General features: G+C 72.5%; 16 protein-coding genes. 11 read left to right on the forward strand and 5 right to left on the reverse strand.

Annotated features, from left to right (window positions below):
* Positions 1-15: 15 nt before the first annotated feature.
* Complete coding sequence (pdxH, locus tag J3A75_RS26140; RefSeq protein ID WP_012320878.1) at positions 16-639, reverse strand: pyridoxamine 5'-phosphate oxidase; 624 nt, start codon at positions 637-639, stop codon at positions 16-18.
* Positions 640-731: 92 nt separating this feature from the next.
* Between pdxH and J3A75_RS26145 the strand changes: the two genes are divergently transcribed.
* Positions 732-1,223, forward strand: coding sequence for an RT0821/Lpp0805 family surface protein (locus J3A75_RS26145; RefSeq protein WP_012320879.1), 492 nt, complete (start codon positions 732-734; stop codon positions 1,221-1,223).
* A gap of 56 nt (positions 1,224-1,279) precedes the next feature.
* On the opposite strand, the gene J3A75_RS26150 is transcribed toward J3A75_RS26145, so the two are convergent.
* Positions 1,280-1,579, reverse strand: coding sequence for a hypothetical protein (locus J3A75_RS26150; protein ID WP_012320880.1), 300 nt, complete (start codon positions 1,577-1,579; stop codon positions 1,280-1,282).
* Positions 1,580-1,922: 343 nt separating this feature from the next.
* Here J3A75_RS26150 and J3A75_RS26155 point away from each other — a divergent pair, with 343 nt between their 5' ends.
* From J3A75_RS26155 to J3A75_RS26200, 10 genes are all read left to right on the forward strand, one after another.
* Positions 1,923-3,539, forward strand: a complete 1,617-nt coding sequence (locus tag J3A75_RS26155; RefSeq protein ID WP_012320881.1) for a hypothetical protein — start codon at positions 1,923-1,925, stop codon at positions 3,537-3,539.
* Between the two features lie 197 nt (positions 3,540-3,736).
* Positions 3,737-5,710 carry a monovalent cation:proton antiporter-2 (CPA2) family protein gene (locus J3A75_RS26160; protein WP_012320882.1) on the forward strand — a complete coding sequence of 658 codons (1,974 nt, stop codon included), beginning with the start codon at positions 3,737-3,739 and terminating at the stop codon, positions 5,708-5,710.
* An 8-nt stretch (positions 5,711-5,718) separates the two neighbouring features.
* Positions 5,719-7,164, forward strand: a complete 1,446-nt coding sequence (locus tag J3A75_RS26165) for an MATE family efflux transporter (RefSeq protein WP_063111092.1) — start codon at positions 5,719-5,721, stop codon at positions 7,162-7,164.
* Positions 7,165-7,274: 110 nt separating this feature from the next.
* Positions 7,275-8,066 carry a DUF937 domain-containing protein gene (locus J3A75_RS26170; RefSeq protein ID WP_209650814.1) on the forward strand — a complete coding sequence of 264 codons (792 nt, stop codon included), beginning with the start codon at positions 7,275-7,277 and terminating at the stop codon, positions 8,064-8,066.
* Between the two features lie 73 nt (positions 8,067-8,139).
* Positions 8,140-8,457, forward strand: coding sequence for a cupin domain-containing protein (locus J3A75_RS26175; RefSeq protein WP_053620832.1), 318 nt, complete (start codon positions 8,140-8,142; stop codon positions 8,455-8,457).
* Between the two features lie 444 nt (positions 8,458-8,901).
* Positions 8,902-9,246, forward strand: coding sequence for a hypothetical protein (locus tag J3A75_RS26180; RefSeq protein ID WP_209650815.1), 345 nt, complete (start codon positions 8,902-8,904; stop codon positions 9,244-9,246).
* A 322-nt stretch (positions 9,247-9,568) separates the two neighbouring features.
* Positions 9,569-10,873: a serine hydroxymethyltransferase gene (gene glyA, locus J3A75_RS26185; protein WP_012320887.1), complete on the forward strand. Its 1,305-nt coding sequence runs from the start codon at positions 9,569-9,571 to the stop codon at positions 10,871-10,873.
* Between the two features lie 114 nt (positions 10,874-10,987).
* Positions 10,988-11,521, forward strand: a complete 534-nt coding sequence (gene nrdR, locus J3A75_RS26190) for a transcriptional regulator NrdR (RefSeq protein ID WP_071000046.1) — start codon at positions 10,988-10,990, stop codon at positions 11,519-11,521.
* Entirely contained in the window at positions 11,518-12,627 is a 1,110-nt protein-coding gene (gene ribD, locus J3A75_RS26195) for a bifunctional diaminohydroxyphosphoribosylaminopyrimidine deaminase/5-amino-6-(5-phosphoribosylamino)uracil reductase RibD (RefSeq protein WP_071000047.1), read from the forward strand. The genes nrdR and ribD overlap by 4 nt, the downstream gene beginning before the upstream one ends.
* 3 nt (positions 12,628-12,630) lie before the next feature.
* A complete protein-coding gene (locus tag J3A75_RS26200) occupies positions 12,631-13,254 on the forward strand; it encodes a riboflavin synthase (protein WP_071000048.1) in 624 nt (207 codons plus the stop codon).
* A gap of 111 nt (positions 13,255-13,365) precedes the next feature.
* On the opposite strand, the gene J3A75_RS26205 is transcribed toward J3A75_RS26200, so the two are convergent.
* The 3 genes from J3A75_RS26205 to J3A75_RS26215 form a co-directional block, all read right to left on the reverse strand.
* On the reverse strand, positions 13,366-13,794 hold the full coding sequence (locus tag J3A75_RS26205) for a PaaI family thioesterase (RefSeq protein WP_012320891.1): 429 nt from the start codon (positions 13,792-13,794) through the stop codon (positions 13,366-13,368).
* 264 nt (positions 13,795-14,058) lie between these two features.
* Positions 14,059-15,630: a SpoVR family protein gene (locus tag J3A75_RS26210; RefSeq protein WP_071000049.1), complete on the reverse strand. Its 1,572-nt coding sequence runs from the start codon at positions 15,628-15,630 to the stop codon at positions 14,059-14,061.
* A 34-nt stretch (positions 15,631-15,664) separates the two neighbouring features.
* Complete coding sequence (locus J3A75_RS26215; RefSeq protein WP_012320893.1) at positions 15,665-16,966, reverse strand: YeaH/YhbH family protein; 1,302 nt, start codon at positions 16,964-16,966, stop codon at positions 15,665-15,667.
* Positions 16,967-17,038 lie beyond the last annotated feature (72 nt).

Below are 17,038 nucleotides of genomic sequence, written 5' to 3' on the forward strand. Positions count from 1 at the left end.
GCGTTTCGGCCGCGGTCAGGGATAGAGCCGCGCCCGGCTCCAGCCCGCGCCCGTCCGGGTGAAGCGCACGCGGTCGTGCAGGCGGAAGTCGCCGTTCTGCCAGAACTCGACGCTCACCGGCGCGATCCGGAACCCGGTCCAGTGCTCAGGCCGGGGGATCGGCCCGTCCCCGTAGCGCTCGGACAGCTCCGCCACCGCCGACATCAGCGTGGCGCGGTCCGCGAGCGGGCGGGATTGCTGGCTGGCGATCGCACCGAGGCGGCTCTCCCGGCGGCGGCTCTGGAAATAGGCGTCGGCCTCCGCGGCCGTGACCGGCGTGATCGGCCCACGGGCCCGCACCTGCCGGCGCAGGCTCTTCCAGTGCAGCACCAGGGCGGCCTGGGGGTTCTGCGCCAGCTCCTCGCCCTTGGTGGACTGGGTGTTGGTGTAGAACACGAAGCCGCGGGCGTCGAAGTCCTTCAACAGGACCATCCGCACGTCCGGCAGCCCGTCCGATCCGGCGGTGGCGAGCGCCATCGCGTTCGCGTCCTCGGGCTCGGAGGCCTCGGCCTCCTTCATCCAGGCGGCGAACAGCCCGACGGGGTCCTCGCTCAGCGTGAAGTCCGCGCTCTTCGGGTCATCGGTCCTTAACTGATCCACGCCAAGACTCCTGCCTGCCGCGTCCAGGGCCTGAGGGGGCACCGACATCGGCGTGTTCGGTCGAGCGAATAGCCCGTCGTGAGTCAGGTGTAATGCGGGGATGCGCGTGTAAAGGGCCAAGCCGGCGGTCGCAGATCGGCGCGTCCGTCTCGGCCCTGTCTCTGGCGATGGTCCTGTGCGGCTGCAGCCAGCCACTGCTGGTCTTCCGGGGCGATCCCCCGGCGGCGGCGCGCGTGGTCGAGGAGCCGACCGTCACCGGCAGCATCGAGAAGCGGCCCGTGAGTTTCGGGGACGACCTCGCCGAGGAGGATTGGCGCCGGGCGCGGGCCGCCCTGAGCGTCGCCCTGGATCCGCAGGGCAACGGGCGCCCGGTCAAGTGGGACAACCCGGAGACCGGGCTTCACGGGTCGGTCAACCCGACCGGGCTGCCGTATGTCTCGGATGAGCTGATCTGCCGCAACTTCCTGGCATCGGTGATCGCGCCGAGCCGCAGCCGCTTCGTCCGCGGCACCGGCTGCAAGCTCTCGGGCGGACCGTGGACGCTCAAGCGCGTCCGGGCCGCGAGCGGCACCGGACGCTCCTGAACTCCGTCGACGTCGGGGGCCCCTGCCCGTGCGGCAGCGGGAGCGCCCCCGCGCCCTCAGTACGGATGCCCGTAATAGGGCCGCACGCGCAGGCGCGGCTGCGCCGCCGGCGGAGCGGCGTAGCGGGCCGCGGCCTCCGGGTCGTAGGTGCGGATATAGGGATCGAGGGCCGGGTCGCGGTAATTGCCGTTGTTGACCCCCGCCGAGCGATCGTTGCCGCTCAGCGCCGCGTAGGGCGAGAGGCCGCTGCCGCTGTCGCCGCCGCCACCGCCGCCACCGCCCCAGGCAAAGGCCGTCCCCGGGATGGCGGCGAGGAGCATCGCCGCGAGGGGCATCGTCAGCGTCTTGCGCGTCATGTCCTGTCTCCGCACCACGTCATTGTCTGGCGAACGGTCCAGCTGGAGGTGGGGTTCCCCTCGGCGAGCCGCCACGGCCTCGCGACATTGTACCACCGCCCGCCAACACGCGTTTATTTGAAGGCCCGCGTTTCGATTTTTTCGGTTCACCGTCCAGAAATCGTCTCGCGCGTTAAGCTTGAACCGGTAGACAGCCACTCGGCCGTGCTTGATCGTGGTGCGGCGTAACAGCATTCGAGCCCGGCTCGACCGTATCCAGGGTCGGGACCGGGCGCATACCGGGCCTGGCTGCCGTGAGCGTCGACACGAAATCCGGCACGCGGGGCATGAGGCTGACCGGCTGATGGAGCGGGCGATCGGAGGCACGGACCGATCGTCGGCGGCCGGTGGCCGGGCTCCCACCCGGGCGGAGCCGCCGGCGTCCGGGACGCTCTCCCGCACCCGGACCGTCACCGTGTGGCTCGACCGACGGTCCCTGCGCGGCTGGCACATCCGCCTTCTCGACCAGCTCGGGCAGCGGCCCGACCATCGGATCCGGGTCGCCTGGGTGGAGCACGCGGAGGGCCTGCCGCCGAACGCGGAGCTCCTGTTCCGTCTGGAGGCCGCCATCCACGGCCTGCCCCGGCCGGGTCTGGCGACCGCCGCGGAACCGGTGGCCCTCGCCCCCTACGAGGCGAGCCCGGAGGGCCCGGAGCCCGGCGGGAGCGGCGCCGACCTCGTCCTCGACCTCTCGGGCAGCCCCGCGGAGCCGGGCTCGGCGCCGGCCTGGCGGCTCGACTACGACGGGATGCCGGGCGAGGCCGGCCTCCTCGCCGCCCTGTTCGCCCACGGAGCGCCGGTGGCGGCGCTGCGCGGGCCGGACGGCAGGCCGGTGGCGGTCGGCCGCCTGGGCGCGGAATCGCACACGGTGATGCTCGCGGCCTTCGAGGGCTACCTCGCGCGGACCATCACGCTGATCCTCGCCGCCCTCGACGGCGCCGCCTCGACGGAGCTTCCCGACGGCGCCGGGGCGCCCCTGAAGCCCGCGGCCGGCTACGACCTCGGCGGCCTGGGCGCGCGCCGTCGGGCCGCCGGTGGGCTCGCCCGGCAGATCGCGCGCAGGCTCTACGCCCTCTGCTTCCACGGCCCGCACTGGCGGGTGGGCTGGCGGCGGATCGCCGGCCCCGACCTGATCGACCTGCGCCGGCATCCGGAGGGCGGCTGGCAGGTCCTCCCCGACGACGGGCGGCGCTTCTACGCCGACCCCTTCGCGATCGCCCGGGACGGCGCCGTGACCCTGTTCGTGGAGGAGTTCGACTACCGCCGCGGCAAGGGCGTGATCGCCGCGGTGGGCTTCGGGGAGAACGGGCCCCGCGGCCGGCCGGAGCCGGTGCTCGAGCTCGAGACCCACCTGTCCTACCCGTTCGTGTTCGAGGCGGACGGGCAGGTCTGGATGATCCCGGAATCCCACGCCTCCGGGACGATCGACCTCTACCGGGCCACCGACTTCCCGCGCGGCTGGGTCCACGAGGCGGTGCTCCTGGACGGGGTCGTGGCCGGGGACGCGACCCTGCTGCAGCACGGCGGCCGCTGGTGGATGTTCGCCACGGTCCGGGCCGGCGGCGGCAGCTACTCCGACACGCTCCATCTCTGGCACGCGCCGCATTTCCGCGGGCCCTGGACGCCCCACCGGCACAACCCGGTGCTGATCGACATCGGCTCCGCCCGGGCCGCGGGCCCGATCGTGGCGCGCGACGGCGGCCTGATCCGGCCCGTCCAGGATTGCCGACAGGGCTACGGCGCGGCGCTCGGCCTCGCCCGGATCCTGCGCCTCGACGAGGAGGGCTACGCCCAGCGGGTCGAGACGCGCCTGCGGCCGGGGGCGGCCTGGCCGGGCACCCGCCTGCACATGCTGAGCGCGGCCGGCGGCTTCGAGTTCATCGACGGCTCGCACCGGGCCCGCCCCCGCCTCCTGGGCTGAGGGCGCCTTCCGGGCTGAGGGCACCTTCTGGGCTGAGGGCGCCTGCTGGGCTGAGCCCGGGCCGAACCGCCCCGTGCGGCCGCGCGCGGCCCCGTCGGTGCCGAACGGCACCCGCATACGGCTCGCATCGCGGCCGCGCGCGCGCTAAGCGGGGACCTCACCTGCGCCGATCCAGCAGAACCGCCGGGACGATCACCATGGCGAGCCCCGTCGAACATGCGAGCTTCCTGCCGCCGGTCCTGACCTTCCTCACCGCGGCTGTGATCGGCGTGCCGATCTTCCGGCTGATCGGGCAGAGCGCCGTGCTCGGCTACCTCGTGGCCGGCGTGCTGATCGGGCCCTCCGGCCTGTCGCTGATCGCCGAGCCCGAGACGGCGGCGAGCGTCGCCGAGATCGGCGTGGTGCTCCTGCTCTTCATCGTCGGCCTGGAGCTGCACCTGTCGCAGCTCGTCTCCATGCGCCGCGACATCTTCGGCCTCGGCACCGCGCAGCTCGTCGTCTGCGCGCTGGTGCTCGGCGGCGCCGGAATCCTGGCCGGCCTCAGTTTCGGCGCCGCCGCGGTGATCGGCCTCGCGCTCGCCCTCTCGGCCACCGCGGTGGCCCTGCAACTCCTGGAGGAGCGGGGCGATCTCGGCAGCGCCTACGGCGCGCGCGCCTTCGCGGTGCTGCTGTTCCAGGACCTGTCGGTGGTCGGCATCCTGGCGCTGATGCCGCTGCTGGCCTCGGCCGGCGAGGCGACCGACGTCTCCTGGCTCGGGGAGGCGGCGGTCTCCACCGGCAAGGCGCTCGCGGCGATCCTCGCGGTGGTGCTGGTCGGCCGCTACGGCCTGAACCCGTTCTTCCGGCTGCTCGCGGCGAGCGGCGCCCGCGAGGTGATGACCGCCGCGGCACTCCTGGTGGTGCTCGGCACCGCGCTGCTCATGGAGCAGGTCGGCCTGTCGATGGCGATGGGCGCGTTCCTCGCCGGCATCCTGCTGGCCGAGTCGAACTTCCGCCACCAGCTGGAGGCCGATATCGAGCCGTTCCGCGGCATGCTGCTCGGCCTGTTCTTCATGAGCGTCGGCATGTCGATCGACGGCAACCTCGTGCGCGAGGTCTGGCCGGCCCTGTTCGGCGCGACCCTGGCGGCGATCCTGGTCAAGGTCGCCATCGTGGCCGGCCTGTTCCGGCTGTTCGGCTCGGACACCCTCGGGGCCCTGCGGGGCGCCGCGGTCCTGGCGCCCGCGGGCGAGTTCGCCTTCGTGCTGCTGCCGCAGGCCCAGGATCTCGGCCTCACCGGCGTCACGGCGACGCGCTTCGCGGTGGCGCTCGCCGCGCTGACCATGCTGATCGGCCCCATCGCCGCCAAGGGTCTCGACAAGCTGATCGAGCGGCGCAACGCGCGCAGCACCTTCGCGCTGGAGGAGCCCTCCAGCGAGCTCTCCGAGAGCGGCGACGCCCGGGTGCTGGTGATCGGCTTCGGCCGGTTCGGGCAGGTGCTGACCCACGTGCTGATGGCCGAGGGCATCCCGGTCACGGTGATCGACAAGGACGTGGAGCAGCTGCGCGCCGCCTCGCGCTTCGGCTTCCGCATCTACTACGGCGACGGCACGCGCCTCGACGTGCTGCGCGCCGCCGGGATCGGTCGGGTCGAGCTGGTCTGCATCTGCGTCGACGACCGGGAGGGCGCCCTCAAGATCGTCGACATCGTCCACGAGGAGTTCTCCAGCGTGCGCACCTTCGTGCGGGCCTACGACCGCCTGCACGCGGTGGAGCTGATGAACCGGGACGTCGACTACCAGATCCGCGAGACCGCCGAATCCGCCCTCGCCTTCGGGCGGGCGGCCCTCGAGGGACTCGGCCTGTCGCCGGAGGCCGCCACCGCCCGGACCGACGACGTGCGCAAGCGCGACATCGCGCGGCTGGTCCTGCAGCAGGCCGGCGCCCTGCCGGACGGGTCCAGCTGGATGCGCGGCGCCGCGGCGGGCCTGAAGCCCGAGCCGCTGACCGCCCCGGTCCGGCCGGCCCGGGCGCTCAGCACCGAGACCCGCGACCTCGTGGGCAGCGACCGGCGCGAGGCCGCCGAGCGGCTCCTGGAGAAGCCCGCCCTGGCCCCGCAGGAGACGGAGGCCGCCGAGGAATCCGATCCGGAGACCGAGCTCGAAGCGGAAGGCAGCGCCCGGGATGCGTGACGGGCCGGATGTCTGACCTGTCCGACGGGCCGCCCCCGGCGGAGGCGGGCCGCTTCGTCACCGGCTCGATCCTCCGCCACGTCGTCGTGATGGCCGCCACCGGCTCGGTGGGGCTGATGGCGATCTTCGTCGTCGACCTCCTGTCGCTGCTCTACGTCTCGACGCTGGGCGACCCGAACCTCACGGCGGCGGTCGGCTTCGCCGGCATCGTGCAGTTCTTCGCCACGGCGGTGAATATCGGCCTGATGATCGCGGCCGGCGCCCTGGTGGGGAAGGCCGTCGGCGCGCGCGACCCGGCGGCGGCGCGGCGCCTCGCGACGTCCGCGCTCGTCCTCGGCAGCCTCGTGGCCGCCGTCATCGCGGGGCTGATCGCGCTGCTGGCCGGCCCGCTCCTGGCCCTGATCGGCGCCGAGGGCGAGGCGCTGCGCGTGGCCGTCCTGTTCCTCCACATCACCCTGCCGTCGAACCTGCTGCTCGCTGCCGGCATGCTGTTCACCGGCCTGCTGCGCGCGGTCGGCGAGGCGGGTCAGGCGATGACGGTCACGCTCGCCGGCGCCGTCGTCACCGCGTTCCTCGACCCGCTGCTGATCTTCGGGGCGGGCCTCGGCGTGACGGGCGCGGCGATCACGGTCTGCGTGGCGCGCGCGACCTTCGTGGCGGTGGGCATCCGCGGCGTCGCGCGGCACGGGCTCCTCGGCCGGCCGCGCCTGCCCGACCTGCCGCCCGACGCGGCCGCCCTGGCGGGGGTCGCGGGCCCGGCCGTGCTCACCAACCTCGCACCCTCGGTGGCGAGCGCCTTCCTGGCGCGCCTTTTTGCCGGCTACGGAGCGGACGCGGTCGCCGCCGCGTCGGTGATCGACCGGCTGACGCCGGTGGCCTTCGGCGGCCTGTTCGCGCTGTCGGGGGCGATCGGCCCGATCCTGGCGCAGAACTGGGGTGCGGGCCGGTTCGATCGGATGCGCGGCGTGCTCGGCGCGGCGATCCGGGTGACGCTGGCCTACTGCGCCGGGGTCTGGCTTCTCCTGGCGCTCGGCCGGGGGTGGCTCGCCGGCCTGTTCGGCCTGCAGGGGGTCGCGGCCGAGCTGTTCGGCTTCTTCTGCCTCGTCGGCGGCGCGATCTGGTTCTTCAACGGGCTGCTGTTCCTCGGCAACGCCGCCTTCAACAATCTCGGCTTCCCGCTGCGCTCGACGCTGCTGAACTGGGGCCGGGCGACACTCGGGACGATCCCGCCGGCGATGCTCGGCGCGGCGCTCTACGGCCCCCGCGGGGTGGTGGCCGGGATGGGGATCGGCTCCCTGATCTTCGGGGCGCTCGGCATCCTGCTGGCCCGCCGCACGGTCGACCGGCTGGAGGGAAGCGGTCCGCGGCGGCCGGGGGCAGACATCGCCGCGGAGGCGCCCCAGCGCGCGGCGCCGCTGCCGGCGGGGCACGCCCATCCCGAGCCGATGACCTGAGACGGCGGCGGCAAGGCACAAGTTCCGCGGGTGGGAACTGGTATTTCCCCGCGCAAAGGGTCACGATGCCCTGTCCCGGACGGTCCCGGCCGGGACAGAGTCGAGGCGTCATGTTCAACCCGCTCGAGATGTTCCAGGCCCAGGGCGAGGCCGGGCTTCAGGCCATGGGCCAGCCGTTCGGCCTGACGACCGAGCAGACGGCCCGCGCCTTCGAGGCGCTGATGCCGGCCCTGACGCTCGGCCTCCAGCGCAGCGTCGGCCTGGACCCGGCCGGCTTCGCCCGGATGTTCGGCCTGGAGGCCGCCAAGCCGGCGCCCGCCCAGGGATTCGAGGCCCTCGGCCAGATGTTCGGGTCCGCGCAGCTGATGCAGGCGGTGCTGCGGCAGGCCTCGGCGACGAGCGGCGTCGGCGCGCAGGTCCTGCGCCAGATGCTGCCGATGATGGCGGGCGCCGTGGTGGCGAGCATCGTCCACGTCATGCTGAACCAGCCGCAGGCCGAGCCCGCGCGGCCGAGCGCGCCGCCCCCGCCCGTGCCGTTCCCGTTCGGCCCGGCCTGGGCCGAGATGGCCAAGGCGATGATGCCCGCCGTCGAGCCGCCGGCCCCGCCGCCGAAGCCCGCCGCCAAGCCGACGGCCAAGCCCGCCGCCAACCCGCAGGCGGCCGCGGGCGAGGCCGGCTCCGACATGTTCCAGCAGATGCTGCGCACCGGTGCCGAGGTTCAGGGCAACAACATCCGGGCGATGCAGGAGCTGTTCGAGACCTTCTGGCCCGCCTCCGGCACGCCGTCCGCGAGCGCCGCGCCTCCGGCCCCGTCGGGTAGCCCGGCCCGGCCCGATCCGGCGTCGGCCGACCCCGCGGCCGGCAAGGGCCGGCGCGGTCGCCAGCCCGGCGGGACCGGTTGACGCGGGGACCGGGCCGGGACGAACGTTGACCCGGCGGACCGGAGCGGCAACCTGCCGGCGAGGAGATCCGTCGATGAGCGAGCACCTGACCGCCTGGGACGACCGTGCCGAGAGCGTCGGCGGGAACGGTGTGGCCAAGCGCACGATCCCGGGCTCCGGCGCCAGCCTCGTGCGCGTGGTCGTGCCGGCGGGCGCCTCCGCACCGGCCCACAGCCACGATCACGAGCAGTTCGTGCAGGTGCTCTCCGGCTCGGGGATCCTGGAGACCGAGCAGGGCCGCGCGCCGTTCTCGGCCGGCAGCGTGTTCCACTTCCCGGCGGGGGCGTGGCACGCGGCCGCGTTCGAGACCGAGACGGTCCTGATCGAGACGAACCTCGCGCCGCCGGCCTGACGGCGCCGCCGAGGCGCCGCACGCCGTCCGCGCTCCGCGGGGTGTCGAACTGCGCGTCCAGACCGGCGATGCGCGCCACCGTGTCGTGAGCGTAGCGGATCGCCTCCTCGGCGGTAGCAGCCACCCCTCGTGCGGATCGAGGACGATACGGTCCGACCGGGCCGCGCAGGCCGCGACAGCCATCGACGCTCCGGCCCAAGCCGGGAGCGTCGCGACGTACAAGGCGCAGACCCACGTCCACGGGCCGCCGAAGTCGATGTCTGTCTAGGTGTCCGTCAGATCCGACAGCGGGATGATCTGGCACTCGAAGTCGGCCTCGCGGCGCCGCCACGTCGCGGACAGGTGCCCCTGCGCGGCCGGCGGTATGCGCGCGGCGTCGTGTTTCAGATCGCTCGAACCGGGGCAGCGCCGCTCCTGCCGTCGCGGAGGATCACGTCCGTCCGTATGCTGCCGTCCGATCCGTCGAGCACCGGATCACCGGCGCCGGAACTCTGCTCGATCCCGTGCCGTCCGATGCCGGGCAGGTCGGGCTCCCGCATCCGTGCCGCGAACTTCGTGTGGACCTACGATGCCGTACAGCGGACCCTGTCCAGGATCCCGGGTCTGGACGACCTCACGCGAGACATCGACGGTCACGTCGGTTTTGCCATCGATCCGGGGATCCCGCGTCCGGTCCTTCGGCGCGACGACGAGCGAACCGCTCCCACCGCACCGGCGGTCGCAGCCGCGCGGCAGATCCCGTCGAAAGCCGGCCTCAATCTCCAGCAAGTCGAGAGCGATGACGGCTAGTCCGAGCCGAAGCTCAGCGATGTGATGATCCAGGACATCCGGCAGACGACAGCACCGCATCGCGTCTCTGATCCTCGAGGCGTTCATGCTTCATTCCATGACTCTTCTCCTTTTTGCCGCTGATGCGTGGCTGAAAGGGAAAATATGCCGGCACCCGCCGCGACGGGAACGCGGCGGTCTGCGACAAATTATTCTTGGCGCGCGAGTAAAATGCCTGTGCTTGGCCTGAGCCCTCGGCGCGTGTAGGAATCCCACCTTCAACGCCCGCCCGTGCACGCCGACGAAAGGCCGGGCATCGCCCCTACCAGAACAGAGGCAGATCATGAGCGCCGGTACCGCCGCCGACAAGCACTTCTCCAACAGCTTCTTCGCCGCCCCGCTGACGGAAGCCGATCCCGAGATCGCCGAGGCGGTGGCCAAGGAGCTCGGCCGCCAGCAGCACGAGATCGAGCTGATCGCCTCGGAGAACATCGTCTCCCGCGCCGTGCTGGAGGCTCAGGGGTCGGTGCTCACCAACAAGTACGCCGAGGGCTATCCGGGCCGGCGCTACTACGGCGGCTGCCAGTTCGTGGACATCGCCGAGGACCTCGCCATCGAGCGCGCCAAGCGCCTGTTCGATTGCGGCTTCGCCAACGTGCAGCCGAATTCCGGCTCGCAGGCCAACCAGGGCGTGTTCCTGGCCCTGATGCAGCCCGGCGACACGTTCCTGGGCCTCGACCTCGCGGCCGGCGGCCACCTCACCCACGGCGCCCCGCCGAACGTCTCGGGCAAGTGGTTCAAGCCGGTCTCCTACACGGTGCGCCGCGAGGACCAGCGGATCGACATGGAGCAGGTCGCCCAGCTCGCCCAGGAGCACAAGCCGAAGGTGATCATCGCCGGCGGCTCGGGCTACCCGCGCCACTGGGACTTCGCGAAGTTCCGCGAGATCGCCGACTCGGTCGGCGCCTACTTCATGGTCGACATGGCCCATTTCGCGGGCCTCGTGGCGGCCGGCGTCCACCCGTCGCCGTTCCCGCACGCCCACGTCGCCACCACGACGACCCACAAGACGCTCCGCGGCCCGCGCGGCGGCATGATCCTGACGAACGACGAGGCGCTCGCCAAGAAGTTCAACTCGGCGATCTTCCCCGGCCTCCAGGGCGGCCCGCTGATGCACGTCATCGCCGGCAAGGCGGTGGCCTTCGGCGAGGCGCTGAAGCCCGAGTTCAAGATCTACGCCCGCCAGGTGGTGGAGAACGCCCGGGCGCTCGCCGACACGCTGATCTCGGGCGGCTACGACATCACCTCGGGCGGTACCGACAACCACCTGATGCTGGTCGACCTCCAGCGGAAGGGCCTCACCGGCAAGGCCGCCGAGGCGGCCCTGTCGCGGGCGCACATCACCTGCAACAAGAACGGCGTCCCCTTCGACACGCAGAAGCCGACCATCACGTCGGGCATCCGGCTCGGCACCCCGGCCGGCACCTCGCGCGGCTTCGGCGTCGCCGAGTTCAAGCAGATCGGCGGCTTCATCGTCGAGGTGCTGGACGGGCTCGCCGCCAAGGGTGAGGCCGGCGACAGCGCGGTCGAGGCCGACGTCAAGACCCGCGTCCACGCGCTGACGGACCGGTTCCCGATCTACGGCTGAGGCGAGAGAGCCGCTTGAGCGGGGCCGGTCTTCCGGGCCGGCCCGCGGTGGATTAGGAAACGGCCGCGGATCCGACCGGTCCGCGGCCGTTCCCATGCCCGAGCATCGAGATCCATGCGCTGTCCCTACTGCGGCGGCTCCGAGACCCAGGTGAAGGACTCGCGGCCCTCCGAGGACGGCGCCGCGATCCGGCGCCGCCGGGTCTGCCCGGACTGCGCCGGCCGCTTCACCACCTTCGAGCGCGTGCAGCTCCGCGAGGTCGTGGTGCTCAAGCGCTCGGGCAAGCGCGTGCCGTTCGACCGCGACAAGCTCCAGCGCTCCATCGACGTGGCGCTCCGCAAGCGCGCCGTCGATCCGGAGCGGATCGAGCGGCTGGTCAGCGGCATCACCCGGCAGCTCGAGAGCGCCGGCGAGCCCGAGGTGACGTCCGAGACGATCGGCGAGCTGGTGATGGCGGGGCTGAAGGGCCTCGACGACGTCGCCTACGTGCGCTTCGCCTCGGTCTACAAGAATTTCCGCGAGGCCCGGGACTTCGAGGAGCTGCTCGGCACGCTGAGCGACGGCATGCCGGTGCCGGCGGCCGCGCCGGAGCCGGAGGGCGACCCGGAACCGGAGGCGTCGGGGCGCCGCCGCGCCGGGCGTCCATGAGCGGCGACGCGAACTTCATGCGCCTCGCCCTGGCGCTGGGCCGCCGCGGGCTCGGCACCACCTGGCCGAACCCGTCGGTCGGCGCCGTCGTGGTCGAGCCCGGGACCGGCCGGATCCTCGGGACGGCGGCCACGGCGCCGGGCGGGCGCCCGCACGGGGAGCCCGTGGCGCTCGCCGCCGCCGGAGAGGCCGCCCGCGGCGCGACCCTCTACGTCACCCTGGAGCCCTGCTCCCATCACGGCCGCACGCCACCCTGCACCGACGCGATCCTGGCCGCCGGGATCGCCCGGGTGGTCAGCGCCCTGGAGGATCCCGACCCGCGGGTGGCGGGGCGCGGCCACGACCTCCTGCGGCGGGGCGGCGTCGCGGTCGAGACCGGCCTGATGCGGGACGAGGCGGCGCGCGACCATGTCGGCCACGTCACCCGGGTGACGCGCGGCCGCCCGGCCCTGCACCTCAAGCTCGCCCGCACCCGCGACGGCTTCTGCGCCGCCGCGGGGCCGGAGCGCCTGCGGATCACCGGGCCGGTGGCGGACGGGGCGGTCCACCTCTGGCGGGCCCACGCCGACGCGATCCTGATCGGCATCGGCACCGCCCGGGCCGACGACCCGTCGCTGACGGTGCGGCTGCCGGGCCTAGGGGCGCGCTCGCCCCTGCGGGTCGTGCTCGATACGCACCTGCGGCTCTCCCCGGCGAGCGTGCTCGCCCGGACCGCCCGCGACACGCCGACCCTGGTGCTCACGACCCGCTCGGCCCCGGCCCACGCGCGGCGGGCCCTGGAGGCGCTCGGCGTCGCGGTCGCGACCGTGCCGGCGGACCCGGCCGGCGGGATCGATCTGCCGGCGGCCCTGGCGCATCTCGGCGAGCGCGGCCTGACCCGCCTGTGCAGCGAGGGCGGCCCCCGCCTTGCGGAGGCGCTCGCGCGGGCCGATCTGATCGATGCCTGCACCCTCGTCACCGGGCCGATGGCGCTGGGACCGGCGGGCGGGCTGCGGGCCCTGGGCCCGGCCCTGGCGGAGGCCCTTTCGGGCGATCGGTTCCGCGAGGCCGAGCGGCTGCAGCTCGGGCCCGACGCGGCCGTGACCTACGAGCGCAACAGGACGTAAGCGATGTTCACCGGCTTGGTCAGCGATGTCGGCACGGTCGCCTCGGTCACGGGCGACGGCGACCTGCGCCGGATCGCGATCCGCGCCTCCTACGACCCGGCGACGATCGCGCTCGGCGCATCGATCGCCTGCGCCGGTCCGTGCCTGACCGCCGTGTCGGTGGAGCCGACCGCGGGCGGCTGCGTCTTCGCGGTCGACGCCGCCGCCGAGACGCTGGCGCGCACCACCGTGGGCGCCTGGGTGGCGGGCACGCGGATCAACCTCGAACGCTCCCTGAAGATCGGCGACGAGCTCGGCGGGCACCTCGTCACCGGCCACGTCGACGGCGTCGCCGAGATCGTGGAACGCGAGACCGTCACGGCCGGTGCCTGGGGCGCCAGCGAGCGGTTCACCCTCCGGGCGCCGGCGCCCCTGGCGAAGTTCATCGCCGAGAAGGGCTCGGTCTGCCTCGACGGCACCTCGCTCACGGTGAACGCGGTCCAGGGCGACCTGTTCTCGGTGCTGCTGATCCCGCACACGCTCCAGGTCACTACCTGGGGCGAGCGGCGGCAGGGTGACCGGCTCAACTTGGAGGTCGACCTGATCGCCCGCTACGCCGCCCGGCTGACCGAGGCGCGGGCCGGCTGAGCAGGGTACGCGTCTTCGCCAGCGGAGCGAAGCAGACCCACAGCGCCACATCGCCGGGCGTCGCGCGGCCCTGAGTTGCTTCGCTCCGCCCGCAACGACGGCCTGGGCCCCTCAGCGCGGCGGGATCGAGTAGGTGCCGGTGGCGTGGCAGACGAGCTCCGGGCTGCCGACGGCGGTGATCGACACCTCGCCGACGGCGAGGCGCCGGCCGAGCTTGAGCAGCCGGCACTCGGCCACGAGATCCCCCGTGGCGGGTTTGCGCAGGAAGTTGAAGTTCAGACTGGTCGTCACCGCGAGCGCAACGGGACCGATATTGGCGAGGATCGCCGCGTAGAGGGCGTAGTCGGCGAGCGCCATCATGGCCGGCCCGGAGACGGTCGCGCCGGGCCGGAGGAAGCGCTCGTGGGCCTCCAGCCGCATCCGCGCCGCGAGGGGTCCCACCGCCTCGAGATGGTAGGCCCGGCCGCCCGCCTGCATCTGCGGGAACTCGCGGTCGAGGAAGTCCTGCGTCTCGGCGAGGGTGAGGATCGTGGCGGTCATGGGCCCTTGCAGCACGGCGGTACCGCCAGGGCAATCACCAGGCCTCTGGAGCGGCCTTCCTCATCGGAAGAGCCCGGTCGATCCGCGGTGTCGTCTTCGCGAGCGCAGCGAAGCGACCCAGTCGGCGCTCCATTCACGGATGTCGCGCCACCCTGGGTCACTTCGCTGCGCGCGGGATGACGGAGGGCTGCCTCCATCGAGGGCTTCGGCCGGACGCCACATCAGGATGGGGACGCGGGCGGGAGAACCGTCCCGCCGCCCCGATCAGAAGAAGATCGGCCGCGCGCTGGCGGTGATCTCGCTTAGCACGGCGCCGGTGGCCGGCTCGACCTCCTTCAGCACCACGTCGTAGCCCCAGAGGTCGGCGAGGTGCTGCAGCACGCGCTTGGCGTCGTCCTTCTGCAGGGTGATCTTGTTGATCGCCTTGTGGTGCAGGATCAGGCGCCGGTCGCCCTCCAGGTCCACGTCCACCACCTCGATGTCGGGGTCGAGCCACGCCACGTCGTACTGGCGCGCGAAGGCCCGGCGCAGCTTGCGGTAGCCGCGCTCGTCGTGGATCGCCTCCACCCGCAGCTCCGGCTCCTCCGGATCGTCGACCACGTGGAACAGGCGCAGGTCGCGCATCAGCTTCGGCGACAGGAACTGCTGGATGAAGCTCTCGTCCCGGTAATTCTCCCAGCAATCGCGCAGGACCGCCATGGCGTCGCCGGCCCCGGCGATGTCGGGGAACCACGCCCGGTCCTCCTCGGTCGGCTGCTCGGCAATGCGGGCGATGTCCTGCATCATCGCGAAGCCGATCGCGTAGGGGTTGTGGCCGCCGTAGGAACGATCGTCGTAGGTCGGCTGCCGGATGACGTTGGTGTGCGACTGCAGGAACTCGAGATAGGCCGCCTCGGTGATCTGCCCGGATTCCGACAGGGCGTTCATGATCCGGTAGTGGCAGTAGGTGGCGCAGCCCTCGTTCATCACCTTGGTCTGGCGCTGCGGGTAGAAGTACTGGGCGACCAAGCGCACGATGCGCAGGATCTCGCGCTGCCACGGCCGCAGGCGCGGGGCGACCTTCTCCAGGAAGTAGAGGATGTTCTCCTGCGGCAGCTCCAGCAGCGCCTTGCGCCGCTCCGCCGCCAGGTCGGAGCGGACGGCGCCCGTCTTCTGCGGCAGGGTCCGCCAGAGGTCGTTGTAGATCTGCTCGCCGTGCTCGATCCGCTCGCGCTCCCGCCGCTGCTCGGAGGCGAGGTCCGGCCGCTTCTTGCGCGGGTAGCGGTGGACGCCCTGGCTCATCAGCGCGTGGGCGGCGTCGAGCACCTGCTCCACCGCCTGGTGGCCGTAGCGCTCCTCGCAGCGGGCGATGAAGCCTTTCGCGAAATCCAGGTAGTCCAGAATACCTTCAGCGTCGGTCCATTGCCGGAACAGATAATTGTTCTTGAAGAAGTGGTTGTGGCCGAAGGCGGCGTGCGCGATGACGAGCGTCTGCATCGTCGCCGTGTTCTCCTCCATGACGTAGGAGATGCAGGGGTCCGAGTTGATGACGATCTCGTAGGCGAGCCCCATCAGGCCGCGGCGATACCCCGACTCGTGCTGGGCGAAGTGCTTGCCGAAGGACCAGTGCTTGTAGAACAGCGGCATGCCGATCGACGCGTAGGCGTCGAGCATCTGCTCGGCCGTGATGATCTCGATCTGGTTCGGGTACCAGGACAGGCCGAGCTGCGGCCCGGCCACCGCCTCGCAGGCGTCGTGGATCCGCCGGATCGTGTCGAAATCCCAGTCGTTGCCGGTGAACAGGGGTTTCTGGTTGCCCGCGATTATCTGGGGCGTGCGTGCCTTGACGAGCGTCATGCGGCCTCCCGATCGGTTGATGCGCGCGCCGCCATCACGCCTCCGCCTCGGCGCGGCCTTCCTTGCGGCCGAACAGCTCGCGGAAGACCGGGTAGATCTCCCGGCGGTGGTTGACCTTGCGCATGGCGATCGGCCCGCCGGCCTTGGCGATCGCCTCGTAGGTCCGCCACAGGGTGGTGCGGTGCTCGACGAAGCCGGCGCGCGGGCCGTTCTCGTCGCCGACCTCCAGATAGGCGAAGTGCTGGCAGGCCGGCAGGATGTGCGACCGCAGCAGCTCCGTGGAGGTCGGCCCGTCGGAGGAGACGTTGTCGCCGTCCGATGCCTGGGCGGCGTAGATGTTCCAGTCGTTCGGGTCGTAGCGCTCGGCGATGACGCGCTTCATCTCCACCAGCGCGGAGGAGACCAGGGTGCCGCCCGTCTCGCGCGAGCCGAAGAAGGTCTCCTCGTCCACCTCGGTCGCCCGGTCGGTGTGGCGGATGAACACGATCTCGACGTGCCGGTAGCGCCGCGTCAGGAAGATGTGCAGCAGGATGTAGAACCGTTTGGCGAGGTCCTTCATGTGCTCGGTCATCGAGCCGGACACGTCCATGAGGCAGAACATCACCGCCTGCGCGATCGGCCGCGGATAGGGCTCGAACCGGCGGAAGCGCAGGTCGATCGGATCGACGTAGGGGATGCGCTTCGCGCGCTCGCGCAGCCGGAACAGCGCCTGCTCCAGGTCGGCCCGCTCGGGGTGCCCCTCGGGAAGGGCGTCGAGCCGGGCTTCCAGGGCCGCGACCTCGTCGGGCTTCGGGCGCTTGAGGGCGATCCGCCGCGACATCGAGTTCCGCAGGGTGCGGGTGAGCGCGAGGTTGGCGGGCGAGCCGGTCACCGTGTAGCCCGCCCGACGCAAGCCTTCCGTCTCGACCACGGCCAGCCGCCGCTTGGCGAGGTCCGGCAGTTCCAGATCCTCGAGGAACAGCTCCAGGAACTCCTCGCGGGTGAGCACGAAGCGGAACGCGTCCTCGCTGTTCTCGCCGCCCTCCCCGCCCTCGCCGGCACCGCGACCGCCGCCGCTGCCCGGGGGGCGCTCGATCGTGTCGCCCTCCACGTAGGTCTTGTTGCCGGGCAGGATGTGGTCCTGCAGGCCCGTGCCGGGCTGGCGCGAGAACCGGGGCTCGCGGACGCCGTCCGCCGGAACGGTGACGCGGCCGTCCTTGCCGAGATCCTTGATGTCCTTCTCGCGGGCGGATTCCCGCACCGCGCGCTGGGCCACGTCCTTCACGCGCCGCAGGAAGCGCTGGCGGTTCGGGAGGCTCTTGCCGCCCGGGTTCAAACGTCGGTCGACGATGTGCATCCGCTGCGAAAACCCTCGTCCGCGTGCTCCGGCCGGGTCCGGACCCTTGTCGTACCATGCTGCCACCGGAGG

This window comes from Methylobacterium sp. PvP105, from assembly GCF_017876975.1.
GTDB classification, from domain to species: domain Bacteria; phylum Pseudomonadota; class Alphaproteobacteria; order Rhizobiales; family Beijerinckiaceae; genus Methylobacterium; species Methylobacterium radiotolerans.